Below are 24,635 nucleotides of genomic sequence, written 5' to 3'. Positions count from 1 at the left end.
GGGTCACGTGCGGCGCCGATTCGGGAGCGGTCAGAGCTTCAGACGGTGCACACCTCCCTGGACCGTGCCCACGTACAGCCAGCCGCCGTTGGCCGCGAGGGCGGTCGCGTCGAGGTTCTGCAGGCCGGTGGAGATGTTCTGCCAGGTCCGGCCGCCGTCCGTGGAGCGCAGGACCCCGCGGCCGCCGCGCGGCAGGGCCGTCTCCCAGTAGCTGGTGGTCGCCGCGTACAGCGTGCCGCCCACCTGGAGCAGGTCGCTCACCCGCATCGGCAGCTTGCCGGTTTCGCCGGTGCGGAAGGTCTTCCCGCCGTCCGTCGAGACCTTGATGGCGTCACCGCCGGTCAGCATCCGGGAGCCGGTGAACTCGATGGTGTCGACGCGCCCTTCGGCGACCTTGGTGATGTCGTCGCCGCCGTTGTCCGAACGGTAGAGGCCGTCGGGGGCACCGAGCCACAGGCGGTCCGGGTTCTTCGGGTCGCCGGCGACCGCGGTGAAGTACGTCCGGTCGTTGAGCAGGTTCTTCCACGTGGCACCGCCGTCCTCCGTGGAGAACAGGCCCATGCCCTGGAGGTTGCCGTACGAGACGTAGACGCGGTCGGGGTCGGCGGGGTGGACGGCGAGAGCGAACACGTTGCCGTTGCTTTCGCCCTTCTCCTCCCAGGTGGCGCCGGAGTCGCCGCTGCGCTCCAGGTGGAAGCCGCCGAACGCGTCGCCGCGCACCCGCCAGACGATCCGTGAGTCCTTGGCGGATGTCTGGAGCAGGCGGGTCGAGAGGCCGATCATCCCCTCGCCGCCCGTGTCTCCCCACTCGGCCCCCGACACCGGGAGCTGTGCGCGGTGCGTGCCCTGGTCGCCGGCCGCGAGGAGCTGGTTTCCGCTGACCGCAAGGGAGTTGACGGTGCCGCCCTGGACACCGAGGCGGTGGTAGTCCTTGCCTTCGGCCGTGCCTCGGTAGACACCTGCGGAGTCCGCGGAGACGGTCAGTGAACCGTCGGCCCAGCGGTCGAAGTCCGAGGCCGTCGAGGCGTTGTTGACGCTCGGGATGGTGCTCCACCGCCGGCCGTGGTCGCGGCCGACCCGGATGTCCCCGCCGTAACTGACGTACATGTCACCGCCGGTGAGGGTCATCCCCGTGCCGCCGAGGCCGTGGTCGTCAAGCGTCGACCAGGTCTTGCCGCCGTCGAAGGAGCCGACGACGCCCGAGCCGATCTCGTAGATCGCGACGACCTGGCTGTCCGCGGCGACGGTGACGGCGACCTTGCCGCCCGTCGATTCATGGACCTTGGTGGCCGGGCCGAGGGTGCCTGTGGAGAGGCCGTCACGCTTCCATAGGGATTGGCCGGCCGTGAAGTAGAGGCTGTCGCCGCCGATCGCCACGTCGTAGACCTCGTCGACGGGCACGCCGATCGGTTCCTTCGCCCAGGTGTCGCCGCCGTCCTTGCTGATCAGGAGGTCGGTCGGGGTGACGGCGACGAGGTTCTTCGCCGCCTCGTCGGCGAGGAACGCGGTGAGGGGGACGTCCGGTGTGTCCAGGGTCTTCCAGGTCCGTCCCCCGTCCTCGGTGCGCAGGATCGAGCTCGTACGGGGGATCCCGGACGCGGTGTTGGCGGCGTACCACCAGCGCTTCGCGTTCTTCGGGTCGACGACGGTGAAGGCCTGACCCTCCACGTCGCCGATCGGCAGCCTGGAGTGCTGCTTCCAGGTCTCACCCTTGTCGTCCGTCGACCAGGGGCCGAGCTTGTTGTACTGGGTGAGGAGGGCGGCCTTGGGGTCGCTTCCCGCGGTGGTGATGTTGCCGCTCTCCGAGTTCGGTCCGACGGGCTGCCAGCGGGAGTCGCGACTGTCCTCGGGGGTGACCTCGAAGCCGTCGCGGTTGCTCGTCAGGGTCTTGCCGTCGGTGGTCCGGCCGGTCACCGACACCAGGTGGGCGCCGACGCCGCGGCCGGTGATCTCTGCCTGGTAGACGTTCCCGGAGCGGAGTTCGGTGGTGACCGTGTAGGGCCTGCCGTGCGGCGGCGTCACCATGAGGACCGGCGGCTTGGCCAGCGGGGCGGGCGTGAAGACGACCGCGGTGGATTTGCCGTCGCTCGGGTCGGGTCCCGCCTGGACGAACAATTGCCGTACGACCAGGAGATACGGGACACGCAGGACCGCTCCGCGCTCCGGGGTGACGGTGACCGTGCCGCTGATCTCGGCCTCGCCCGACGGACGGTCGGCGCTGAGGGTGACGGTCGCGGTGGCACTGCCGCCGGCCGGGATGCGCAGGGTGCTCGGGCTGACCCGGGCCTCACCGCTCACCTTCAGCCGGACCGTGCGGGTCCGGGTGCCGGAGTTGTCGACCGTGAGCTTCCTGCTGCCGCCCACGGTGTGGCGGGCGAGATCGGCGAGCCCGTACGAGAGCGTGGCCGGAGTGGTGGTGATGGCGGCGTCCGCCCGGTCCGCGGCCGCGGCGACGTCGAGCCGGCCGGAACCGGTGGTCGTGGCCCCGTAGTCCTTCAACTCCTTCGCGCTGCCCACGAGTTCGGAGGTGACCTTCACCGGGGTCTGACCGGGGTGGAGCTGGCGCAGCAGGGCGGCGGCGCCCGCGACGTGCGGTCCCGCCATCGACGTACCCGACATGCGGTAATAGCCAGGCGCGTAAAGGGACTTCGGGACCGTCGAGCGGATGTCGTAACCCGGTGCGACGAGGTCCGGCTTGAGGTTCCAGTTCAGGTCGGGGCCGCGCGAGGAGAAGGAGGCGATCTTGTCGGTGACGTCCGTGCCGCTGATCGTCACCTCGACCTTGCCGTCCGCCAGGCGGCGGCCCAGCTCGGCGAACTGGGTTCCGTCGACGCCCAGCATGACCATGGAGTCCATGCGCAGCGAGTCGCCCGACTCCTTGACGGACGTCGCCGGGTCGAGCGGCACGGTGCCGTCCGCGGCAGCCGGCGGCTGACCCGAACCGCCCGGCCGGCCCGAGCCGCTCGCCCGACCCGGGCCGCCCGGCTGCCCGGCCGTGTCCGGCTCCCCGGCGAACACCGGTCCGCCGCCCGAGTTCTGCCCGCCGATGACGGCGAGCGCGCCGCGGCGCTCCGCCTCGCGGGCCGTCTCGATCTCCGAGGCGTACAGGTCGTCTCTGACGGCCGCGACCATCATGTCGATGCGGACGACCTTGCCCTTGACGTCTCCGGCCCGCTCCCAGTCCTCCGGGGTGCCCTGGCCGAGGTCGACGAGTTCGGTGGTGACGGGCTTGGCGGGCGGGTTCGCGGAGATCATGCCGCGGTACGTCTGGATCTTCTTGCCGCCCTTGTAGGTGGCGCCGGGTATGCGCAGCCCGCTGATCGAGGCCCCGACCGCGATGACGCCGTCGGCGGCGGCCGGGGAGCCGACGGTGCCGCTGTCCGGACCCTCGTTCCCGGCCGAGGCGACGACGACAACTCCGGCCTTGGTGGCGGCGGTCGCGGCCGTGCCGAGCGGGTCGTGGCCGTCTCCGTAGCCGCCGATGCTCATGTTGACGACATCGGCGCGGTGCGGATTGGCCGGGTCGATCGCGGCCTCGATGCCGGCGACGATGTCGGAGGTGTAGCCCTCCCCCGCGGCGTCCATGACCTTGTACGCGAGGAGGTCCGCACCCGGTGCCACACCGGTGACGCCGCCCTTCTCGGCGGCCTTGCCCGCGATGATGCCGGCGACGTGGGTGCCGTGGCCGTTGTCGTCCATCGGGTCGGCGTCGCCGTTGACGAAGTCGTAGCCGCCGACGACCTTGTGGCCCTTGCCGAGGGCGCCGCCCAGGTCCGGGTGGCTGTAGTCGACGCCGCTGTCGAGGACGGCGACGGTGACGCCTTTGCCGTCGGCTCCGTTGCCCGCCGGGTCCTTGCGCTGCCAGACCTGCGGCGCGTTGATCAGCGGCACGCTGTCGTCGGTGAGGATGTGCACCTTGGTGTCGGGGACGACGGAGGCCACCCCGGGCAGTTGCTTCAGTTCGGCGACCTCGGAAGCCTTCACGGTCACGGCGACCGCGTTGAGCAGCAGGTTCAGGCGGCGTGGGGAGGCGATGCGCAGACCGGCGTCCTTCGCGTCACCGAGAAACGTCTTCTGCCGGGCGGCGAGGGAGGCGCGGTCGGCGCCGATCTCCTTCGCGTCGGCGGACCGCAACGTGCCCTTGCCCGTCGCGGCGGCGTCCCCGGACAGCGTGACGATGACGTGCTGCTCGGGGTCTTGATGTGGGTCCGCGGCGGCGGACTGGGGCACCGCGGACAGCAGGCCGCCGATGACAGCGGCCGTCAGCCCGGCAGTGAAGGTTCTTCGAGGGGTCATGCCAGACGAATTAATCGGACGCGAGTGGTCCAGACAACGATTTGGCCTGGCCCATTGCTGCCGCTGGCACACACGGGCCAGGATCCGCCCATGCCCCAACTGACCGCAGCCGGAATCGAAGCCTTCGACGAGAGCGTCTACCGCGCGATCCTCGTCCGGCACACCGCCGCGCCCGCCGACCTCGCGGCTGATCTGTCCTGCTCCACCGAGCGGGTCGCCCGCGCCCTCGACCGACTGCGTGAGAACGGCCTGGTCGGACGGCTGGCCGGAACGCGCCGCCGGTACGCGGCCATCGAGCCGGGCGCGGCCCTGGAGTCCCTGGTCCGTTCCCGGACCGCCGATCTCGACGGTGTCCGGGCGGCTGCGGGCGAGCTGTCGCGGCTGTTCGCCGCGGCCCGGCAGGGCGGTTCCGAACAGGTCGAAGTCATCACCGGCGGCGAGGCGTTGGGCCGCTGGTTCGTACAGCTTCAGCAGGAAGCACGCGACGAGGTCATCACCCTGGACCGCCCCCCGTACGCGCTGACCACCTCCAACCCGGTCGAGGCGACGGCCCTCACCCGGGGTGTCCGCTATCGCGCCGTCTACGCCCCGGAGGCGCTGGAGTGGCCCGGCGTCCTGGGCGACATCCGTGAGCTGGTGGCGCACGGCGAGCAGGCCCGCGTACTGCCGGGCCTGCGCATCAAACTGGCGATCTCCGACCGCCGCCTCGCCCTGATGCCGCTCTCCCTCGACTTCACCGCTGAGGTACGCGCCGCCGTCATCCGCCCGTCAGCCCTGCTCGACGGCCTGATCGACTACTGGGAACTGTGCTGGCGCACCGCGACTCCGCTGGGTGCGCCCGCCGGGGACGACCCCCTCGGCGAGGAGGACCGCCAGATGCTGACCCTCCTCGTCGGCGGCCTCAAGGACGAGGCGATTGCCCGCCAGTTGGGCTGGTCGGTACGGACGATGCGGCGCCGGATCAGCCGCCTCCACGAGGAGCTGGGCGCCGCGAACCGCTTCCAGGCGGGGGTGATCGCGGCGCGCCGGGGGTGGATCTGAATTCCCGTCAGGCGTAGGCCGGTTGGACGACAACTCCGCGAGGTGCGGCACCAGACCCCGCGAGCCCGGCGTGATCCAAACGAAAGACCCTAGCTCCCGGTGGCTTCCAGTTCGTCGGAGCGTCCGGCGTCCAGGCGGGGCCACTGGGCGGTGGGGCGTCCGTCGGTGCGCATGTAGCTACCGCTGGTCTGCGGCCAGCCTGCGGGCGAGTCCTCCCACGGCTCCTGCCGCCCGTAAACCGTCCGGTCCAGCAGGCTGTACGTCTGGTCCATGGCCTCGACACCGCGGCCTGTGGTCCAGTACGTCTCGAACACACGGTCTCCCTGGCGCAGATAACACGCCAGCATGAACAGGCCACGCCCCGCCATCAGCGTGTCGATCGACTCCTCGGCCGAGTACCAGGGCACGTCCCAGCCCATGAAGTCGCGGTAACGGGCGCTCACCTCGTACGGGCCCTGGCACAGCGTCGCGTAGGTGACGTCACGGGAATGCAGGTAGGACAGCTCGCGGACCTGACTGTTGAAGAACGTGCAGCCCTCGCACTGGTCGGCGGCGGGGTGGCCGGCGTGCCACATCTGGAAGTACGCGATGAGCTGCGTGCGGCCCTCGAACGCGTCCAGCAGCGTGAGCCGACCGGACGAGCCGGTCAGCGGGGCGCCGGCGTCCACTTCCACCATGGGCAGCCGGCGGCGGGCCGCCGCGATCGCGTCGCCTTCACGGGTGTACGCCTTCTCCCGGATCCGCAGCGCGTCCAGTTCCGCCTGGTAGGCGGCTCGGTCGACGGCCTTGGGGGCGGGTGCGCTCGTTTCGGTGCCCATGAGAACTCATCCCTTCATGTCCTTGTCCGGAGCGTCTTCTCCGGCTCGCTCCGGAGCGACTGTCACCCCACCGACGAAGGCGGACCGCCCGGATCGACACCGGCAGCGAAAAAGTTCGCCGGATGTGCACGACGTTAGTCACAGCTCGCCGTTTCCGCTGGTCAGCTCCCGGATGCGGCTGGTCAGATAGCGGCGCTCGGCTTCCGTCGGCGCCAGTTTCACCGCTTCCTCGTACGCGTGCCTGGCCTCGGCCTTCCGGCCGGAGCGGCGGAGCAGGTCGGCCTGGGTCGCGGGCAGCAGGTGGTAGCCGTCGAGCCGCCCGGACGCGGCCAACTCTTCGACCAGCGCCAGGCCGGCCGGGATGCCGTCCGCCATCGCGACCGCCACCGCCCGGTTCAGCTCGACCACCGGAGACGGGGCCAACCGGGCCAGCTCCGCGTACAGCACCGCGATCTGCGGCCAGTCCGTGCTCTCCGCGTCGGGCGCGGTGGCGTGACAGGCGGCGATCGCGGCCTGTACCTGGTACGGCCCACTGCGCCTCGTGGCCAGCGCCTCGTCAAGGGTCTCCACCCCCTCGGAGATCAGCCCCTGATCCCACCGGCTCCGGTCCTGCTTCTCCAGTGTGACGAGCACGCCGTCGGACGTACGGGTCATGCGCCGCGCCTCGTGCAGGAGCATCAGGGCGAGCAGCCCGCGTGGCTCGGATTCGCCGGGCATCAGCCGGATCAGGACCCGGGCCAGCCGGATCGCTTCGGCGGTCAGCGCCCGGCGGTCGTCCGCGCCCGCGTCGTCGTACCCCTCGTTGAAGATCAGGTAGAGCACAGCGAGGACGGCGGCGAGTCGTTGCGGGAGCAGGTGGGCGGGTGGCACGCGGTACGGGATGCCGGCCTCTGCGATCTTGCGTTTGGCGCGGACCAGGCGCTGCGCCATCGTCGGCTCGGCCGTCAGGAAGGCGCGGGCGATCTCGGCGGTGCTCAGCCCGGCCAGCGTACGGAGGGTGAGCGCGACCCGTGCGGGGAAGGGCAGCGCGGGGTGGCAGCAGGTGAACATCAGGCGCAACCGCTCGTCCGGGATGTCCTCCACCGGCGGTTCACCCGGGTCGCGGGTGATCACGGCGAGCCGGCGCAGCTTGGCCGCACCCACGGCGTCGCGCCGCAGCCGGTCGGTTGCGCGGTTGCGGGCGGTGGTGGTGAGCCATGCGCCGGGGCGGCGCGGCACGCCGTCGCGCGCCCAGGTCGTCAGCGCCGCGGCGAACGCGTCCTGCGCGCAGTCCTCGGCCAGGTCCCAGTCGCCCGTCGTCCCGATCAGGGTCGCGACCACCTGGCCCCACTCGTCCCGGAACGCCGCGTCGACGGCCGTCCGGACCCGGTCGTCCGGCGCGGTCATTCCCAGACCGGGCGGATCTCGACGCCACCCCAGCGCGCGTACGGATGGCCCTCGGCGATCGCAATCGCCTCGTCCAGGTCCGCACACTCGACGATGACGAAGCCACCGACGAAGTCCTTGGTCTCCGCGAACGGGCCGTCCGACACCAGGGTTTCGCCGTCCCGGACCCGGACCGTGGTCGCGTCCACCACCGGACGCAGCCGCGCGCCGACAAGCTTGCCGCCCCGCCGGTCGAGATCCGCGAGCCAGGCCTGGTGTGTCGGATCCGCCTCCAGCTCCTCGTTGCTCGGAGAAACCTTCTCGTCGTCGCAGATAAGCAGCACGTACTTCACCCTGTTCATTCTGCCCCCGATGCTCCCGGCGTGAGAGCGTCGCATCACGACGCAGGTACGGAGGATTAGCCTGGGCGCATGGCGTCTGCACAGCGCGAACGGTGGGAAATGTAGTGGATGTCGATCTGCGCAAGCTGCGCTATTTCGTGGTCGTGGCCGAGGAGTTGCACTTCGGCCGGGCCGCGGAGCGACTGCACATCACGCAACCGGTGCTCTCCCGGCAGGTCCGCGCCCTGGAGCATGAATTGCACGCGCAGTTGTTCGCCAGGAACAAACAGTCCACGGAGCTGACAGAGGCAGGCCGCCAGCTGCTGGAGGACGCCCGTCCCCTGCTGGCCGGCGCGCAGGCGCTCCAGCTTCGTGTCCAGCGGGCCGCGCACGGGAGGTCGACCTTCACGGTCGGCTTCATGCCCGGGATCACCGTGACCGGCGCGGTGCGGGCCTTCGCCGCCAGACATCCCGAGCTCGGCGTGGAGGTGGTGCGCACCTCCTGGGAGAACCAGGTTCAGGCGGTGCACGAGGGCCTTGTCGATGTGAGCTTCGTACGGTTGCCGGTCGACCACAGCGGTCTCGTTCTGCGCCCGGTCTTCCGGGAACCGCGCGTCGCCGTCGTGCCGGCGCATCACCGCCTCGCGGGCAAGGAGTCCATCGGTATCGCGGACCTGGCCGCCGAGCGCCTGCTGCAGGACCCCGACGCCGTCCCCGAGTGGCGCGACCTCCCCGACCGGACCGGCGGCGAGGCATCCGGCCCGCCGCCCGCGTTCCGCAGCGTCGAGGAGAAGCTGGAACACGTCGCGACCTCCGGCGGCGTCGTCGTCCTTCCGCTCTCGACCGCGGCGTACTACACCCACACGGATGTCGCCCACGTACCCATCGACGACATCGGCCCCAACGAGGTGTGCCTCGCCTGGAGCGCTCACCGGCAGTCCCCGCTGCTGCAGGAATTCGCCGACATCGCCGTTGCGCAGCACTGATGCCTTGGGGGCATCACCGACGACGGACTAGGTCTTGGACGCGGGGTGCGGCACGGGGCCAGGGTGGAGGAGCGGCGGACTTCCCGCCGCCATCCGAAAGGACCGTGAGGGCGATGCAGGTCTTCATCACGGGCGGCTCCGGGTACATCGGCCGCTCCACCATCAAGGCGCTCATCAGGCGTGGCATCGAGGTGACGGCGCTGGCCCGCAGCGAACGCTCCGCGCGCACCGTGTCGGACCTCGGCGCGACGCCTGTCGCGGGGGCGCTCACCGACACCGACGTCCTGCGTGAGGCGGCCCGCCAGGCCGACGGAGTGATCCACCTGGGGGTGGACTACGCCGAGGGCACCGCAGACGTCGACCGCGTCGCGGCGGAGGCCCTGCAGGACGGCGCGGCAAGCCACCCGTATGTACACACAGGCGGGGTCTGGGTGTACGGCAACACCGACGGAGTCGTCGATGAGACCGCCCCGCTCAGCCCGCCACGCATCACCTCGTGGCGGCTGGAGAACGAGAAGCGCGTGCTCGCGCGGGCCGCCACCGGGGAGCGCCCGGTGGTGGTGATGCCGGGACTCGTCTACGGCCACTCCGGCGGCCTTGTGCAGTCGTTCTTCGCCGAGCCGGGGCGCGCCGCCGGCGCCGTGCCCTGCATCGGGGACGGCTCCAACCACTGGGCCCTGGTCCACGTGGACGACCTCGCCGAGCTGTACGTACTGGCTCTGAATGCCCCGGCCGGCTCTGCCTACGCCGGGGTCAGCGACCAGAACGTCCCGCTGGCGGACATCACGCGAGCCCTCAGCCAGGCCGTCGGGTGCCCGGGAAGTATCGAGTCGCTGACGCTCGAGGAGGCCGTGCGGCGGATGGGCCCGGTCGCCGAGGCATTCGCCCTCGACCAGCAGTTCACCGGCGCCCGTGCCCGCCGCGAACTCGGCTGGACACCCACCCGTCTCGACGCGCTGACCGAGCTCGCGCGGGGCTGAACCGCGAGTCCGCTTCAGCCGGCCGTTCCCGACCGGCAACAAGCCCCGTCTAACGAATCCGCACGTCCCAGAGCCGGATCACCCGGTCCTGGCCACCGCTGGCAAGGGTGTGCCCGTCGGGGCCGAACGCCACGCAGATCACCGGCCCGACGTGCCCGGTCAGGGCGAGTCGCCGGTCTCCGGTGGCCGTGTCCCAGAGGTGGATGACACCGTCGTGGCCGCCGCCGGCCACGGTGCGGCCGTCCGGGGCGAAGGCCAGGGACGTGACTCTTTGCGGCTGTCCGTCCAGTACGCGCACATCCTCACCGGTACGAGCGTCCTTGAGGTGCACGGCGGTTGCGCCATGGGCCGTGGCCAGGATCTCGCCGTCGGGGCTGAACGCGAGGCTCGTGTAGGGAGTTCGGGCGGACAGCTTCCAGCGGAGCTGTCCCGTGGGGACGTGCCACAGTCGCGTCGTCTTGTCGTCTCCCCCGCCGGCGACGTTGCGGCCGTCCGGACTGAACGCCACCGATGTCACCCACCCACCGGACCAGTCCATGACCTGGCCCAGGGCGCCGGTCCGTACGTCCCAGAGGCGGATCGCCCCATCGCTCCCACCGGTGGCGATGGCGCCGTCGTCGGGGCTGAAGGCGAGACAGGACACCGATGTCGCCAATCCCGGCTGCCTCAGGGCGAGTTGCCGCTCACCGCTGTGCGCGTCCCAGAGGGTGGCGTACTTGCCGCCGCCGGTCGCGAGGGTGGTGCCGTCCCGGGCGAAGGCGACGGACGCGCGGAGCCCGCTGCCCAGGGAAAGTGGGCTGCGCGGTTCACCACCGCTGTGCAGATCCCAGAGGCGCACGACCTTGTCCCAGCCACCCGTGGCGAGAGTGCGGCCGTCGGGACTGAACTGCACGGACTGCACCGGGCTGCGATGGCCGGGCAGGGTGAGGTACGGCTCCGCGTACAGGGTCTGTGTCCGAGGGCGCCGGAGTGCTGGGAGCGTGGCCGGGCCGGGTGGAGCGAGTTGTGTGGCGGGCGGCAGGTCGGCCGGCTCCTGGTCAGAACCAGGCCTCCGGTCGGCCAACCCCTGGTCAGCATCACGCTCTCGGTCGGCCGGCCGAGGCAGTTCGCCCACAGCGGCCCGCTCACCGAGCGCGGCGCGTTCGCCCACCGCGGCCAGCTCTCCCGCAAGGGCCAGTGCGTCCGGGCGTTCGGCGGGGTCTTTGGCCAGCAGCCCGAGAACCAGACTCGTGAGGTGCTCGGGCAGGTCCGGGCGCAGTTCACGCAGTGGTACCGGAAGCTCTTCCAAGTGCTGGTGCATCAGGGCGAACACGGACGCCGAAGTGGTGAACGGCGGGCGCCCTGCGAGCAGTTCGTACAGCACACAGCCAAGCGAGTACAGATCGGTGCGGGCGTCGATGTCCGCACCGCGCCATTGCTCGGGCGACATGTACAGCGGTGTGCCCACCACACGCCCGGCCGTGGTCAGCACGATCGAGTCTTCGGCGGTGCGGGCGATGCCGAAGTCACAGATCTTCACCTGGTCGCCGGGCTGCACGAACAGGTTCCCCGGCTTCAGGTCCCGGTGGACGACCCCGCAACTGTGCGCGGCGGCAAGGGCGACCGCGGTCTGCCGGGCCACGTTCAGAGCCCGCTCCACCGGCAGAGGTCCGCGGTGGTCGGCCAGCAGTCGGGCAAGATCGTGCCCGCGCAGCAACTCCATGACGATGAACAAGCACCCGTCATGCTCACCGGCGTCGTGCACGACGGTGATCCCAGGGTGCTGCAGCATGGCGAGGGTGGACGCCTCCCGCTGGAAGCGCCGGACAGCGCTCGAGTCCATCAGGGGCGGCAGCACCTTCACGGCCACATCGCGCCGCAGCAACGAGGAGTCGCGCCCCAGCCACACCTCTCCCATGCCGCCGCGGCCGAGCAGTTCCCTCAGCTCATAGCGCCCGGCGAACGTCACACCGGAAAGCTCCATCCGCACCCCCGTCCGGACCGGTCGCGCGGCCGTCGTGGCATCCGTTCGAGGTATTGAACCTACGCCACGAGCGCATCGTACGAAGGACGGCGGGAATTCATCGGAGTCACGTCGGCCGAGCGCCCACCGCCGGTCCGGGCGCGGGCGGCTCCCGGGCCGGCGGTGGGGACGTCAGTCCTGGTGGACGACGTTCGTGCCGGGTCCGCCGGAGAGGGTGTCCGTGCCCGCTCCCCCGTACAGCTTGTCGTTGCCGCTGTTCCCGTAGATCGTGTCGTCGCCGGCGTCGCCGTACAGGACGTCGTCGCCCTTGCCTCCGTAGAGGTAGTCGTTCCCGCTGCCGCCGTGGATCTCGTCGTTCCCGTCGCCGCCGGACAGGCTCTGCCGGTCCGCGCCGCCGTAGATCACATCGTGGCCCGCGCTGCCGTCGACGGCGCTGTCCTCGCCGGTGGAGTGGATGGTGTCGTCACCGATGCCGCCCTGCGCGATCGTGCCGTCGGCTGCGTCGATCGTGTCGTTGCCGTCGCCGCCGAGCACCACCGTGACCGGACCCACCGAGAGCTTGTCGTCGCCCGTACCGCCGTCGACACTGTTGCCCTGAACGCCGCCGGTCTCGGTCAGGGTGTCCTTGTCGGCGCCCAGGTCGATCGATGCGTAGTTGTACGTCTGGTCGGTCTGGTTGTCGTAGGTGACGGAGTCGTTGCCGTCGCCGAGGGTCAACTCGAGGCCGGCGTACGGGTCCTGGCTCTCCACCGTGGTGACCGTGCAGGAGACCTTGGTCCGGTCCGTGCTGCTGGGGTACGTGCAGCCGTCGCCCGCGCTGATCGTGACGGCGTCGTCGATGACGTACGTGATGTCCGCGCCGTTCTTCGACGCCGTGACGGTCACCTGGTTGGTCTGGCCGGGGGCTGCCGTGTAGGCGACCGCCCGGCCGTCGATCGCGGCGGTGGCCGACGACGTCGCGGCGCCGGCCGTACCGGCCGGCAGAACCGGACCGGTCAGTCCGGCGCCGATGGCCAACGTCACCGCCGAGGCGGCGCGCAGCGTCCGGCGGCTTATGAGACGAGAGTGCATTTCTTTGCCCCCATGAGGAGTATGCGGCTCTAACAACTACATGTGACTCCCGTGGTATTCGCCTGGTTGCCTTGCCAGTTGACGCCGAATTCGTCTCACCGGTCCGGTGAAGACGCCGGAAAGAGCGATGAACTGCGGTTACCGGTAAAGCGATCGGCTTTTCTGGATTCCTGTCTTCAGTGACGGTCCAACTTGGGTTCACTCATTGGCCTCATTGCGTTCCTGCGTGCTCGGGCCGGGTGCGACTTGCGTCCACGGTCTCGGGCCCGGCCGACTGGTCGGCCGGCGGTGTGCGGTAGGCGCGCAGGGAGGCGTTGGACGCCGCTACCGCGGCGACGGCCAGTGTGGCGGACAGGCCGCCTGCGACCAGAGCGAAGGAGGCGGAGGTGGCCGACGCCATCAAACCGCCGCGGAAATTGCCGAGTTCAGGTCCCGCTACGCCGATGACGTGCTCCACGGAAGAGACCCTCCCCCGGTACGCGTCCGGGGTCTCCAGCTGGACCAGGGCACTGCGGGTGATGACGGAGACGGTGTCGGCGGCCCCAGCCACGGCCAGGCAGCCGAGGGCCGCCCACAGCGGCCCGGCCAGGCCGAAGCCGGTCAGCGCGAGACCCCACATGCCGGCGGCGCACAACTGGACCAGGCCGCCGCGACGTCGGCGCGTCACCGCGCCGGAGAGAAGACCGGCCGTGATCCCGCCGACCGCGACGGCCGAGAGGAACAGGCCGAGGGTCTGCGGGTTGCCGCCGAAGCGGATCTCGTCGACCAGTGGGAAGAGCGCGACCGGCATGGCGAGGAGTGTCGCGGACAGGTCGGTGGCCATCGACCCCCACAGCGTCGGGCGACGCAGGACGATGCGCCAGCCACCGCGCTCCGGACGGCGTCTGGCGACCTTCGTGTCAGTGCCGTCAGGCCTCATGGCAGGGAGGCGGATCACCGCGAGCATCGAGACCACCATGGCCACGGCCTGGGCGGCGTAGGCGGCGGGGAGGGTCCAGCGGGCAATGATCAGCCCGGCCAGCGCGGGCCCGGCCAGCATCGCCACCTGGAACGAGAGGTTGGTCAGGGCGAGACCGGCGGCGACCTGGTCGGCCGGCAGCAGCCGGACCGGGAACGTCCGGCGGGCAGGGGCACCGAGCGCGCCGCAGGCGGCCCCGGCGGCAACCAGGGCGAGCAGCAGCAACACGTTCCGGTTGCCTGCCAGGGCCTGGGCGGACAGCCCTGCGGCGACGAGGAGTTGGCCCGCGGTGGTGGCGCGCACCAGCGCACGGCGGTCGACACTGTCGGCCAACGTGCCGCCGAGGAGCCCGAACAGCACCATCGGGAGGCCGGTGGCGAGCCCGATGGCGCCGGTGCCGACCGTGCTGCCGGTCAGGTCCCAGACCTGGGCGAGCACCGCAACGGTTGTTACCTGGCTACCGAGTTGGGATGCCGAGGTGCCGATCCACAGGTGTCGGAACGGTCGGCTGCTGCGCAGCGGACGGGTGTCGAGGAACCGGACCCGCCCCTTCACTGCGGTGGCCCGGCGAGGTGGTGGTGGATTCGCTCGCGCATCGACCGTTGTTCCAGCGCCCGCAGCACCTCCTCGACGACGGCGGTCATCGCGTGCGGGGTCTCACTGTCCAGCTCGGCGACCGTCGCATGGGTGGCGCGCCACTCGGCCTCAAGGAACGGCACCAGCGACCGGCCGCGCTCGGTCAGGTTGATCCGGCGAGTGCGGGCGTCGGGCCCCGGTTCGGAGGTGACCAGGTCCTCCTTGCGCATGGCGGCGATGGTCTGGCTGATCGCGGAGTGCGAGCGGCTCAGTGACTGCGCGAGCTCGCGGATGGTCAGCGGTCCGGTGTGGGCGAGCCGGATGAGCGGATACGCGAACCGCGGCCGCACCCCCTTGATGCCTCGCTCGACGTAGACCTGCTCGATCTCGGCATCCATGGCGGCGAGGAGAGCGTGCAGCGACTGCCAGGGGTCGGGCTGCATAGTGGGGTCCGAAGATGTCATAGCGCTAATATAACAGCGCTCACATAACGCGCGCGGGTCGACTTGATAGGCAAGTGAGGAGTTGCCTATCATGCGGTCATGGCCGACGATCTCTTCAAAGCCTTGGCCGACCCCACCCGCCGCATCATCCTCGACGAGCTCACGGAGAAACCCGGACAGACACTGTTCGAGATCTGCGGTCGGCTGAGCATGAAGCATCAGCTCGCCATCTCGCGCCAGGGGGTCTCCCAGCACCTTGCCGTGCTGGAGGCCGCCGGGCTCGTCGAGACCAGGCGGGAGGGCCGCTACAAGTTCCACGACCTGAACACGGAGCCACTGCGGCACATCGCCGAGCGCTGGCCCGTGCCCGGGTCCCACCCATCCGGACCGGAGGAGAGCACCTCATGAAGATCCACCTGACCAGTGTCTTCGTCGACGACCAGGCCAAGGCCGAGCGCTTCTACACCGAGATCCTCGGCTTCGTGAAGAAGCACGACGTCCCGGTGGGCGAGGACGTCCGGTGGCTGACCGTCGTCTCGCCGGACGAGCCCGAGGGCACCGAACTCCTCCTGGAGCCCGCCGGCCACCCGGCCGTCAAGCCCTACCGCGACACGCTCGTCGCGGACGGCATCCCGCTCGCCCAGTTCGCCGTCGACGACGTGCGGGCGGAATACGAGCGGCTGAGCAGGCTCGGCGTCACCTTCACCCAGGAGCCCCTGGAGATGGGCCCCGTCACTACCGCCGTCTTCGACGACACCTGCGGCAACCTGATCCAGATCGCGACGAAGCCTGCATAGGCGCCGACGACCGCGTGCGGGGCCTGGACGGACCTACGCCTCGGCAGGCTCCGCGGCCGGTGCATGAAACCCTGTGGACCCTGTGGACCCCCTTGGGGCGTCGCGCCCGACACCCGTCATCCACCCTCCTGAAGCGACGCTCGCCACTGCGGCCCCGGGAACACCACCCGGAGCCTTTGGACTCGCCCCTCGCGGCGGAACATGAGCCAGGCAAGGTTCGACGGGCAGGGATCGACCGCGCCGACGGGGTTGGTGACGTCCATCTCCCAGATGCTGATGTCGCGGCTGGCGACCACGTGGCGCAGACGCTGGCGCACCCCGGCCTCCAAGGTCTGGCGCATGACCGGGACGGGATGGATGCGCTCACCCGGCCGGTTCAGGATGCCGACCAGCTTGGTCTCCTGCGGCCACAACTCCGAGATCTCCCGGGGCAGGGAGCCGCGCTCGGACGCCTGCAGAGTCGCCACGGCCTCGTGCCTGCTCTCCTCGGTGAGCGCCGACGCGTCGTCGTGCGCCTGCGAGGCGGTCGACAGGAGCACCTGGGCCATTTTCGCCCTGGCCTGGCTGAGCCGGCTGCGCACCGTGCCGACCGGTACCTCGCACGCGTCGGCGATCTCCTGGTAGGACGTGATGCCGCTGAAGTGGCGCAGCATCAGCACCAGTCTCAGCTGCTGCGGAAGTTCCTCCACCGCGTCCCAGATCCAGTCACGCATCGCGTGCTGCTCGATGAGCTGATCCGGGGGCGGCGCGTCGTGGGCGCGAAGGTGCAGGAAGTCGAGCCCGTCGAGGCCGGGCGTCTCCCGCGTGGCACGCAGGCGCATGCGGGAGGTGTTGCGCACGACCGCCCGCAGCCACGCTCCCACGGCCGCGGGGTCTCTCACGTCCCCGATGCGCCGCAGCGCGGTCAACGCGGCGTCCTGCACCGCGTCTTCCGCGTCGGGGCCGTGGCCGAGCAGGCTCATCGCCACCGCGCGCATCGGCGCCTGGTGGCGGGCCAACAGCAGCCCGAGGGATCCGGTCTCGCCGGCCTGGGCCCGGCGGGTGAGTTCCTCATCCGTGGGCGGGTCGAGGGGCACCATGTCTGAACGTCTCCGTGACGGTGTAAGCGATGGATCGGGGTTGGGATCGATTGTGGTCCTGGTCTCAACGGGTCAAGAACCTTGTACTGGAACGGAGTTGGAATCCCCCTTCTCCCCATCGGCAATGCGCGAAGAGTAGACCTTGAGTATCCGGTCGAGGGTCGCTTGCCGTGGAAAATGCGCCGGCCGTACGTCAGGACCGGTCGGCCGGCTCCGGCAGCCAGCTTCCGTGGAAGCCGGAGGGAACCGGGCAGGGCAGTTCCACCACCGCTTGTACGGTCAACTGCGCGGCGTCGAGTACGAGCAGCTCCCCCGCCTCGCCCTCGTCGTTCGAGATGAGCGACAGGAGCCAGCCCTCATCCTCGGCCGTGCCATCCGCCGCCGGAACGAAGACCGCCTCCCCTGCGAAACGGCTGCCGGGCGTCTCATAGGTGCGCCCCGTGTTCCGCGTGAGGTCGTGTTTGGCGATGCCGTCGCCGTTGACGGTGTACAGGTAGCGGTTCGGGCGCCCCGTGAGGGTCTCGTTGTGCGTGGGGAACTCGCTTGAGCGGTCGTCGAGTTGGGACTCGTACGCGCGACCGGTCGACGGGTCCAGCGTCCAGCGGTGCAGGACGGAATCGGCCCGGGAGGCGGGGCCCGGTTCCCGTACCCCGACCGGACCGACCGGGCCCGCGGGTCCGCCGATGTCCGTCCAGGCGTGCTGGAAACCTGCACGGTCGTAGCGCACCGCGTCGAGCACGATCCGGCCCTGCGCGTCCTCGTAGGCGTTGCCGACGTGGAAGACGTAGCAGGGATCGACGTCGTACCACCGCACGGCGGTGCTCCCGGGTGTGCGGGACATGACGCCGAGCCGTGCGCCGTGCCCGTCGTCCCACCGGTAGGGCATGCCACCCTGCCCGGCCAGGTCGGGGTCGAGGACGACGGGCAGGTCCATCCAGACGATGTGGTGCTCGGTGATGGCGAAGTCGTGCATCATCGTCGGGCCCGGTACGTCGATGGCCCGGCTGTCGAGCAGTACGCCCTCCGCCGTGACCCGGTGATACGTGAGGTGCGGTGGGGCGAACCCGGTTCCGAACAGGTGCAGTTCGCCCGTGACCGGGTCCTCCTTGGGATGTGCGGTCATCGAGGTGTTCAGCCGCCCCCCGAAGTCGTACGGTCCGACCGTCTCCAGCGACGGAGTGACCCAGTAGGGGAGCCCCACCTCGCACAGGGCGAGGACGGTGCCGGCGTGCCGGATCACGTGGGTGTTGGCCGGCGACGCGGCCAGGTCGACGGTGGAGTCCTCGCGGATGAACGGATGCCCCTCCAACTCCCTTGTGCGGACCCACCTGTTGCGGTACCACTCGGCCCGGCCGCCCCGAAGCCGGATGCCGTGGAGCATGCCGGGGCCGGTGAACCAGTGGCCCTTGTCCTCGCCGGGCAGCGGGTTGGGGCCGTTCCGCAGATAGCGGCCGTCCAGATCGGGCGGCAGGGAGCCTCTCACGGTGAGATCGGCCGCGTCGCGCTCCTCGGGGACCGGGGCGAAGCGGCCCCGGAGATACAGGGGAAGGGTGGTCTCATCGGTCATGCTGCTTTCTTCCTTGCTTCGTTGGCGCGTGGAGCCCCCGCGGATCCGAGAGGGGGCACGGGATCCGCGGGGAACCGGCTGTCTACTTCGCCGTGGTGTGGGCCGCGGCCTCGGTGGCCCCTGACGCGGCCTTCTTGATGAGCGCGGCCACCTCGGCGGGCCTGGAGACGTACACGGCGTGACTGCCGCCGGTCTCGACCACCGTCGCGCCGGCCCGCTCGGCCATGGCGCGCTGCGCAGGGGGCGGGATCATGTGGTCGTCGGTGGCGACCAGGTAGAAGCTCGGCCTGGACCGCCAGGCGGGCTGTCCGACCGTCCCGCCCAACGCGTACACGCCCCACGGCACTTGGGAGTCCGCGAGGAACCGGGCCTCGTCGGCGGGCAGGTCCCCGGCGAAGGACGCGGCGAACTTCTCCCGGTCCAGGAAGAGAAACCCTGCACGGGGCGGGAGGATCGGCGGGACGGGAGCTCCGGGCGGAGGGTCGGCGATGAGGGTGTTCACGGACTCGCCCTTGTCGGGCGCGAACGCGGTGACGTACACGAGCGCCGTCACGTTCTCGTGATTGCCCGCTTCGGAGATCACCGCGCCGCCGTAGGAGTGTCCGACGAGTACGGTCGGGCCGTCCTGAGCGTCGAGTGTCAGCTTGGTCGTGGCGACGTCGCCTTCGAGCGAGAGCGTGGGGTTCTGTACGACGCTCACGTTGTAGCCGTCCGCGCGCAGCAGCTCGTGGACCCCCCGCCAGCCCGATCCGTCGACGAAGCCGCCGTGAACGAGAACGACGTTCGTTGCTTGCGTCGCCTTCCTGGCGAGACCGGCGTGGCCTTCCTGCTCCGTCTGCTCCGTCTGCCCTGCTTCAGGTGTGGTGCTCACGATGCGCCGGCTCCTTCATTCGCTGTGGTCTCGGTGTTGGTGCGGGGAGAGGCCGTCACCGGCGCGGCCTGGGCGGCCAGCAGCCGTGCCTGGGCGCGGGCCGGATAGACCTTCGTGAAGACGGCGGGGCCGAGGAGACCGGCGACATGGGCCGCGATGCCCACCCAGGCGGGGGCGTCCACCGTGCCGCAGACAGCCAGGCTCACGCCGATGAAGGTGAAGCCCGAGCCCCAGGCGCTGGTGATGTGGTTGTTGACCCGGATGAACTCCGGCATGTCCCAGTACTCGCGGGGTGTCTGGCGTTTCGCGATGCCCAGCGTGAAGGGGCGGCGGATGGCCAGGCTCCCCCAGGCGGTGGCGGCCAGCCAGGCGAAGGAGATGACGTCCGTGTGGTCCGCCAGGCCGGAGTCGGGCCTTGCGACGGCGACGGCGCCGACCACGACGAAGTACAGGACGGTGCTGCTCTCCAGGATCAGAGCGTCGAGGCCGACCCCGCGACGGCGGTCCTGCAGCAGGAGCAGCAGCCCCGTGACGAGACCCCCGACCGCGCCCCAGCGCCAGTCGAAGGACGACACGACGCCGGCGACGATCCAGGGGATGAATCCGCGCAGATAACCCATTGAAAGTTCCTCGGTGAAAGGGAATCGACGGCTACGGGAGGAGTACGTTCCCGAAGCCGTCGAGTGACCGACACCGACAAGATGCGCGGCGAGCAAGGAAGTTCGGACCGGCTGGTGTGACGCTCGTCACATGCGGCTTCGGGATGCTCGGAGGCCGACAAGCGCTGCCTGACGGTCACATGACGCTCGTCCGCGGACTCACGACCGAGTCCGGGTCTCCCGAGGTCCATACCGTGTCGCAGGAAGTGCAGGCGAATCTGTTGGACAGGCCGTCGGTGTGGCAGCCGCAGCTGGGGCACTGTTCCGTCGTGAAGTAGGCGTTCACGACATACGAGCGTAGTCGTGAACGCCCTTGGCATTGTCGGCAGTTCGTGCGATTCATGATGTCCGAGGCTTCGCTGCCGAGCGGAGGGAAGTCCGGAGCTGACACATGACAGGCCAGGTCAGTCCAGGGCGAACGGGTCCTTCGACGGTGGCAGCGTGTACTGATCGAACGCCCCGTCCGGCACCGGTTCGACCGGCAGCGGCTCATCCCCCTGGTGGCCTTCGGCGCAGCGGGCGAACGGCCCCGTGACCGGGTCCATGAGGGCGCTCAGATGCGGGTCGACGTGGTGGACCCACCAGTTCGACATGCCCAAGGCGCCGTCCCAGCGCAGCGTCTCCCAGGCGCGCCACAGGGAGTCCAGCCGGGAAAGCGCCTGAGCGTGTCGGAACCAGCTCGGGCACCACACCCGCCCGGAGCCGGGGGTGGGGCGGGGGACCAGATAGATGAACCTGTCGGCGACGAATTCGGTGACGTTCGCGTAGAACAGCTCTGCCGGGCGGGTAGCCCTCTCCTCGTCACTCCGGATGTCCTCGAGCGACTCGGCACGCTCTTCGTCGGGCAGGGGTGATGTCACGGCGTCATGCTCCTCTTCGCAGCTGTACGTCGATGGCCTCGGCATGGCGGCCAAGGCGGTCCAGCACCCTGACAAGCGTTTTGAGGGCCCCGGTCAGCTCGGCCTGGTATGTGTTCGGGTCCTGGTCCACCAGGCCGCGGTAGATGCGGACGGCCCGCCGCGCCGGTTGTTCCGCACGGGCGGCCCGGCCCCAGTCCCGCCGGCCGCACAGGCTCAGCACTCTGGCCAGTCGGCGCAGGAGTTCCGCACGCTGGGCCGGCGGTTCGCCGGGACGATCGAGGAGCGCCCGGCAGGCCTCCTCCGCCTGTAGTGCGGTGCGCCAGGCCGTGGCCTCGTCCCCCGTCGAGGCCTGCCCCTCGGCCAGTCGCAGGAGAGCGAAGCAAAGGGGCCTCTCCTGGCCGGCCCGGCCACCGGCGATCAACTGGCGCCTCAGGCGCACCTCGTGCTCCGCGATACGAACGGAGTCGCGGAAGGAACTCGTCATCAGCAGTGCGCGGGCCAGCTGCGCGCACGTGGCGGCCAAATCCGGCTCGTGCCTGGCGTCCCCGGCCGACAGGTGTACGCGCAGCTCGTACGCCTCCCGCAGCGAGGAAACCGCCCGGTCGGCCGTCGCCCAGGACGTGGCGTAACTCGTGCCGAGGTCGTGCAGACACCATGCCAGCCCTTCGCGCCCCTCCTCGGTGACGCGGGACAGCCGGCGGTAGAGGGGCTGCGCCTGGCGCAGCAGGATGCGCTCCGCGACCGGCCGGTTGTACTTGCGGTACAGGTCGGAGAGGTCGTGGAGGGCGGTCGCATACCCCTCGGTGTAGAGGCTGGGGGCGTACTCCCTCAGGCGGCGGCGGACGGCGAGGGCCTCGTTCAGGGCGGCGAGCGCGTCCGCCGAGCGGCCCAGGACGTCGTAGGAGTGGGCGAGATTGAGACCTGTCCCGGACCTACTCTTCAAGTCGCTTGCGCTGAGCGGAAGTTCGGACCGCTCATAGGTCGCCAGTGCCTCCTTGAAACCCTCCACCGCCGCCCGGTGGTCGCCCGCGCTCGCATGGATGGTGGCGAGCGCGCTCAGCGACTGCGCCAGAGCGGGCTCCGGAGTCCCGTACGGCTGACGCGCCAGGGCCCGGCGATGCTCGACGGCCTCTGCGATGGAATCCCGCGCCGCCGCGAAGTCCCCCGCGTCGAGCTGCTCCCAGGCGAGGTTGTGCAGCATCTGCGCCAGTGTGGAGCGGTGAACGCCTGGAAGATCCCCGGACAGCGGGCGCATCAGTCCGATCGCTTCCCGTACCAGCTTCATGGCCTCGCCGGGCGGGCGCGTGGCGTTGCTGTAGTCGACCGCCAGGCCCATCAGCGCGTTCGCCAGGTCGGCGGAGTACGCGTCGGGGTTCTCCTTCGCCAACCGGCGCGCGGTCTCCACGGCCTCCTCGCTCAGCGACAACGCCTCCGAATGCCGCTCGAAGCGCCACAGGTTCGCGCCTCGCGCCGTCAGCGCCTTGGTGAGCAGGAGCGGATCCAGATCAGGGTGCCGGGCCACCAGGTCGCGCGCGCGCCGGACGGCCTCGTCCGTGTGGTCGTCGGACCTGGCGATCTGGTCGAAGGGAATCGCGCTCGGGTCGAGCCGCCACACCACCTGCGACTGGTTGATGAGTGCCCTCACCAGTCCGCGCTCGCGCTTCTCCCAGTCCTCGCCGCCCTGTGCCGCCAGTGTGCGGAAGAGGCCCAGCGCCTGGTCACCGGCGTCGTGCGCCTCCATCAGGTGCCTGGTCATGCGCCGGGCCAGCGAGAGCACCAGCAGCGAGTCGGCCCACTCCGTGCGGTGCGTCGTCGCCCCGTCGTCCGCCAGCGTTCCGCGGATCGCGACAGCGTCACCGGCCGCCACCCGGGCTTCCTCCCAGTCGCCGACCGCGAGGTGCCGCTCGGCCAGGTTGTGCAGCGCCCACGCGCGGCCGCGCAGCGCCTGCGGGCTGTCGCCCGACGCGCGGCTCAAGCGATCCAGTTCGCGGGCCACATCGAGGGCGTACTCGCACAGGACATGGGTCTGCTCCGGCAGTGCGTCGGAGTGCGCGCGCAGCACTGCGACAGTCAACGGCTCGCCGGTGAGGGCCGGGCTCACCACCTCGCGGAGCCGGTCGATGACGATGCCGGCCTCGCGCGTGCGGCCCTCGTTGGCATGGGCCACGGCGGACCGGGCCAGTACGGTGAGGGTCTGCACCCGCTGATGGTCCGGGGCTCCGGCGAACAGCCTGCCGAGCAGCCCCGCCTCGTCGATGACCTGCTCGGACGCCTGGTACTCCGCCAGCCGGTCCGGCTCGAGCCCGCCCCAGTGGCGGCCCTCGGGCGGCGGATACAGGTCGCGCAGCCAGGCGGCGATGTCCGCGGTCAGCGACTGCGGTTCGTCGGGCAGCAGCCGGGCGATGGTCGCGCGGGCTTCCCGCTCGTCCTGCGCGGGGCAGAGCACGGCCGCCGCCACGGCCTGCTCGAGCAGGTACTGCGCCCCCCGCCCCATGCCCCGTCCGGCCGCGGAATCCTGCCAGTACGTCTGCTCGTGCCACAGGATCTCGGACTCCAACGTGCCCCCGACCCGCTGAGGAGTCCGAACGCGGCGCAACAGCGCGGCCAGGGCCTCCATCTGAACCGTCAGCGCCGTCTCGACCCGTGGACCCGCCTCGCGGGTCGCGGCCGGGAGGGCGTCGGACAGCCGCTGCCGGTCGGTGTCCGTCCCCCCTGTCACCTCCGCCAGGCGGCCGGAGAGGTCACGGGCCGCCGCCAGGAACGCTTGCTCCCGGTCCGCGGCACGGGTGCTGAGCGAGTGCAGCCGAGTCTCGGGGAGGGCGCCCGTCGCCCTGGTCTGCCAGGAACCGAGCGATTGGGCGAGCAGCAGCAGGCGCACCGGATGCCTGGCCTCCTCGATCTGCTCCCGCAGCTCCCTGACCAACTCGGGCCGGGTCTCCGCGTAGTCGACGACGAGGAGCAGCGGATGCTGCACGATGCGCAGTGCCTCCAGGCCGCGCGGACTGTGGCGGACCAGTCCGGCCACCCAGCCGCGGCCGCGCAGCCGTTCCATCACCTGCCGCGCCAGCCGGGTCTTGCCCTGCCCACCCGGGCCGGTGAGGACACGGACGGCGGGGGCGCCCTCCGAATCCGCCAGGCACCACTGCTCCAGGTCCGCGAGAGTGTCCTCCCGGCCGTGGAACGACACCGCCTCGGCGTCGGCCCGCAACAGCATGGTGGGGGACGCCACCTCACGTTTGGACAGTGCGGACTGCAACATGTCTGCCAGCTCGGCCGGTTCGAGCCGCGGATCGACGGAGGTCGCCTCGCGGACCACCGCGCGGAAGTCGTCGCAGGCCAGCAGGTCCTCGCTGCGGGTGTACGTCAGCCGCGTGCCCTGGCGCGGCCGACGGTCGTCACGTACGACGCCGAGCAGCAGCTTCCCGCGTTCCCGGAAGAGGGCCGCGCCCGACATCCCGGACCATGGGGTGAGTTTCGCGGCGGTCTCGTGGTCGAGCCGTGCGGTGGAGTATCCCAACAGGCCTGCGTCGTCGATGATTTCGGAGATCCTGCCACGGTGCGGCCTGACCCGGCCGACGAGTGTCTCGCGGTTGCGGCTGCCGTCCTCGCTTCGCTGCTGGCGGGGGAATCCCGTGGCAGTGACCCGCATTTCGGAACCGCCCGTCACGCACCAGCCCCAGCGTTGCGGGAGTCGGCTGAAGGTGCCGCGCAGCGTGGCAGGCGTCTGCCATTCCTGGTCTTCGGCCGGGATCTCCAACAGGGCGGCGTCCACTGCCTCGTCATGCCGTCGCCACCGCACTACCACCGGGAACGGCGCCGCAGACTCGCCCAGCGCCACAGTGATCCTTGCCTGCCTGTCCGGCGGCGGGAGCAGGTGCGCGGCGGTCAGGACGAGCCGCGGCGCGATGAGATAGCCGCTGCCGATGCCCGCGCTGCGGACAAGAACGACCTGCTCCTCCTCCAT

The 24,635-nt window shown here is 70.7% G+C and carries 19 protein-coding genes; 5 read left to right on the top strand and 14 right to left on the bottom strand.

What is annotated here, in order from left to right; translation table 11 throughout:
• Nucleotides 1-30: 30 nt before the first annotated feature.
• Nucleotides 31-4,296 carry a S8 family serine peptidase gene (locus ACIPWY_RS20775; RefSeq protein WP_401534293.1) on the bottom strand — a complete coding sequence of 1,422 codons (4,266 nt, stop codon included), beginning with the start codon at nt 4,294-4,296 and terminating at the stop codon, nt 31-33.
• A gap of 90 nt (nt 4,297-4,386) precedes the next feature.
• Between ACIPWY_RS20775 and ACIPWY_RS20770 the strand changes: the two genes are divergently transcribed.
• Nucleotides 4,387-5,337, top strand: a complete 951-nt coding sequence (locus tag ACIPWY_RS20770; protein WP_362903301.1) for a helix-turn-helix domain-containing protein — start codon at nt 4,387-4,389, stop codon at nt 5,335-5,337.
• An 89-nt stretch (nt 5,338-5,426) separates the two neighbouring features.
• Here ACIPWY_RS20770 and ACIPWY_RS20765 read toward each other — a convergent pair whose 3' ends face one another.
• From ACIPWY_RS20765 to ACIPWY_RS20755, 3 genes are all read right to left on the bottom strand, one after another.
• Complete coding sequence (locus tag ACIPWY_RS20765; RefSeq protein WP_401534290.1) at nt 5,427-6,155, bottom strand: DUF899 family protein; 729 nt, start codon at nt 6,153-6,155, stop codon at nt 5,427-5,429.
• Nucleotides 6,156-6,293: 138 nt separating this feature from the next.
• Nucleotides 6,294-7,541 carry an RNA polymerase sigma factor gene (locus ACIPWY_RS20760; protein WP_401534288.1) on the bottom strand — a complete coding sequence of 416 codons (1,248 nt, stop codon included), beginning with the start codon at nt 7,539-7,541 and terminating at the stop codon, nt 6,294-6,296.
• Nucleotides 7,538-7,882 carry a YciI family protein gene (locus ACIPWY_RS20755; RefSeq protein ID WP_393701102.1) on the bottom strand — a complete coding sequence of 115 codons (345 nt, stop codon included), beginning with the start codon at nt 7,880-7,882 and terminating at the stop codon, nt 7,538-7,540. Before ACIPWY_RS20755 ends, ACIPWY_RS20760 begins: the two co-directional genes overlap by 4 nt.
• A gap of 92 nt (nt 7,883-7,974) precedes the next feature.
• Here ACIPWY_RS20755 and ACIPWY_RS20750 point away from each other — a divergent pair, with 92 nt between their 5' ends.
• Both ACIPWY_RS20750 and ACIPWY_RS20745 read left to right on the top strand, forming a co-directional pair.
• Nucleotides 7,975-8,847 carry a LysR family transcriptional regulator gene (locus ACIPWY_RS20750; RefSeq protein WP_401534285.1) on the top strand — a complete coding sequence of 291 codons (873 nt, stop codon included), beginning with the start codon at nt 7,975-7,977 and terminating at the stop codon, nt 8,845-8,847.
• Between the two features lie 113 nt (nt 8,848-8,960).
• The gene (locus tag ACIPWY_RS20745) at nt 8,961-9,827 is read left to right on the top strand and encodes an NAD-dependent epimerase/dehydratase family protein (RefSeq protein ID WP_401534283.1); all 867 of its coding nucleotides are present in this window, start codon (nt 8,961-8,963) and stop codon (nt 9,825-9,827) included.
• Nucleotides 9,828-9,876: 49 nt separating this feature from the next.
• On the opposite strand, the gene ACIPWY_RS20740 is transcribed toward ACIPWY_RS20745, so the two are convergent.
• The 4 genes from ACIPWY_RS20740 to ACIPWY_RS20725 form a co-directional block, all read right to left on the bottom strand.
• Entirely contained in the window at nt 9,877-11,775 is a 1,899-nt protein-coding gene (locus ACIPWY_RS20740; protein WP_401534281.1) for a WD40 repeat domain-containing serine/threonine protein kinase, read from the bottom strand.
• Between the two features lie 186 nt (nt 11,776-11,961).
• A complete protein-coding gene (locus tag ACIPWY_RS20735; RefSeq protein ID WP_401534279.1) occupies nt 11,962-12,861 on the bottom strand; it encodes a calcium-binding protein in 900 nt (299 codons plus the stop codon).
• A gap of 211 nt (nt 12,862-13,072) precedes the next feature.
• Nucleotides 13,073-14,374 carry an MFS transporter gene (locus ACIPWY_RS20730; RefSeq protein WP_401534277.1) on the bottom strand — a complete coding sequence of 434 codons (1,302 nt, stop codon included), beginning with the start codon at nt 14,372-14,374 and terminating at the stop codon, nt 13,073-13,075.
• On the bottom strand, nt 14,371-14,859 hold the full coding sequence (locus ACIPWY_RS20725) for a MarR family winged helix-turn-helix transcriptional regulator (RefSeq protein WP_401534275.1): 489 nt from the start codon (nt 14,857-14,859) through the stop codon (nt 14,371-14,373). Before ACIPWY_RS20725 ends, ACIPWY_RS20730 begins: the two co-directional genes overlap by 4 nt.
• A gap of 78 nt (nt 14,860-14,937) precedes the next feature.
• Here ACIPWY_RS20725 and ACIPWY_RS20720 point away from each other — a divergent pair, with 78 nt between their 5' ends.
• Entirely contained in the window at nt 14,938-15,246 is a 309-nt protein-coding gene (locus tag ACIPWY_RS20720) for a metalloregulator ArsR/SmtB family transcription factor (protein WP_362903280.1), read from the top strand.
• Complete coding sequence (locus ACIPWY_RS20715) at nt 15,243-15,635, top strand: VOC family protein (RefSeq protein ID WP_362903279.1); 393 nt, start codon at nt 15,243-15,245, stop codon at nt 15,633-15,635. Before ACIPWY_RS20720 ends, ACIPWY_RS20715 begins: the two co-directional genes overlap by 4 nt.
• 116 nt (nt 15,636-15,751) lie before the next feature.
• Here ACIPWY_RS20715 and ACIPWY_RS20710 read toward each other — a convergent pair whose 3' ends face one another.
• The 6 genes from ACIPWY_RS20710 to ACIPWY_RS20685 form a co-directional block, all read right to left on the bottom strand.
• Nucleotides 15,752-16,714, bottom strand: a complete 963-nt coding sequence (locus ACIPWY_RS20710; protein ID WP_401534272.1) for an RNA polymerase sigma factor — start codon at nt 16,712-16,714, stop codon at nt 15,752-15,754.
• A 193-nt stretch (nt 16,715-16,907) separates the two neighbouring features.
• On the bottom strand, nt 16,908-18,281 hold the full coding sequence (locus ACIPWY_RS20705) for a carotenoid oxygenase family protein (RefSeq protein ID WP_362903275.1): 1,374 nt from the start codon (nt 18,279-18,281) through the stop codon (nt 16,908-16,910).
• 82 nt (nt 18,282-18,363) lie between these two features.
• On the bottom strand, nt 18,364-19,152 hold the full coding sequence (locus ACIPWY_RS20700; protein WP_401534270.1) for an alpha/beta hydrolase: 789 nt from the start codon (nt 19,150-19,152) through the stop codon (nt 18,364-18,366).
• Nucleotides 19,149-19,772: a hypothetical protein gene (locus ACIPWY_RS20695; protein ID WP_393701081.1), complete on the bottom strand. Its 624-nt coding sequence runs from the start codon at nt 19,770-19,772 to the stop codon at nt 19,149-19,151. Before ACIPWY_RS20695 ends, ACIPWY_RS20700 begins: the two co-directional genes overlap by 4 nt.
• Nucleotides 19,773-20,215: 443 nt before the next feature.
• Entirely contained in the window at nt 20,216-20,671 is a 456-nt protein-coding gene (locus tag ACIPWY_RS20690) for a DUF4913 domain-containing protein (protein WP_362903268.1), read from the bottom strand.
• Nucleotides 20,672-20,675: 4 nt separating this feature from the next.
• A complete protein-coding gene (locus ACIPWY_RS20685; protein ID WP_401534267.1) occupies nt 20,676-24,635 on the bottom strand; it encodes a trypsin-like peptidase domain-containing protein in 3,960 nt (1,319 codons plus the stop codon).

The sequence above is a fragment of the Streptomyces sp. NPDC090032 genome (genome assembly GCF_044748025.1).
Classification (GTDB): domain Bacteria; phylum Actinomycetota; class Actinomycetes; order Streptomycetales; family Streptomycetaceae; genus Streptomyces.
Note: the sequence above shows the minus strand (reverse complement) of the source record. Positions and strands in the feature narration are given on the sequence as shown.

Excerpts from the sequence above, each read along its gene's own strand:
- ACIPWY_RS20705 (WP_362903275.1), bottom strand. The coding sequence starts at position 18,281 with ATGACCGATGAGACCACCCTTCCCCTGTATCTCCGGGGCCGCTTCGCC.
- ACIPWY_RS20735 (WP_401534279.1), bottom strand. The coding sequence starts at position 12,861 with ATGCACTCTCGTCTCATAAGCCGCCGGACGCTGCGCGCCGCCTCGGCG.
- ACIPWY_RS20710 (WP_401534272.1), bottom strand. The coding sequence starts at position 16,714 with ATGGTGCCCCTCGACCCGCCCACGGATGAGGAACTCACCCGCCGGGCC.
- ACIPWY_RS20760 (WP_401534288.1), bottom strand. The coding sequence starts at position 7,541 with ATGACCGCGCCGGACGACCGGGTCCGGACGGCCGTCGACGCGGCGTTC.
- ACIPWY_RS20685 (WP_401534267.1), bottom strand. The coding sequence starts at position 24,635 with ATGGAGGAGGAGCAGGTCGTTCTTGTCCGCAGCGCGGGCATCGGCAGC.
- ACIPWY_RS20765 (WP_401534290.1), bottom strand. The coding sequence starts at position 6,155 with ATGGGCACCGAAACGAGCGCACCCGCCCCCAAGGCCGTCGACCGAGCC.
- ACIPWY_RS20725 (WP_401534275.1), bottom strand. The coding sequence starts at position 14,859 with ATGACATCTTCGGACCCCACTATGCAGCCCGACCCCTGGCAGTCGCTG.
- ACIPWY_RS20770 (WP_362903301.1), top strand. The coding sequence starts at position 4,387 with ATGCCCCAACTGACCGCAGCCGGAATCGAAGCCTTCGACGAGAGCGTC.
- ACIPWY_RS20775 (WP_401534293.1), bottom strand. The coding sequence starts at position 4,296 with ATGACCCCTCGAAGAACCTTCACTGCCGGGCTGACGGCCGCTGTCATC.
- ACIPWY_RS20745 (WP_401534283.1), top strand. The coding sequence starts at position 8,961 with ATGCAGGTCTTCATCACGGGCGGCTCCGGGTACATCGGCCGCTCCACC.
- ACIPWY_RS20720 (WP_362903280.1), top strand. The coding sequence starts at position 14,938 with ATGGCCGACGATCTCTTCAAAGCCTTGGCCGACCCCACCCGCCGCATC.
- ACIPWY_RS20755 (WP_393701102.1), bottom strand. The coding sequence starts at position 7,882 with ATGAACAGGGTGAAGTACGTGCTGCTTATCTGCGACGACGAGAAGGTT.
- ACIPWY_RS20695 (WP_393701081.1), bottom strand. The coding sequence starts at position 19,772 with ATGGGTTATCTGCGCGGATTCATCCCCTGGATCGTCGCCGGCGTCGTG.
- ACIPWY_RS20715 (WP_362903279.1), top strand. The coding sequence starts at position 15,243 with ATGAAGATCCACCTGACCAGTGTCTTCGTCGACGACCAGGCCAAGGCC.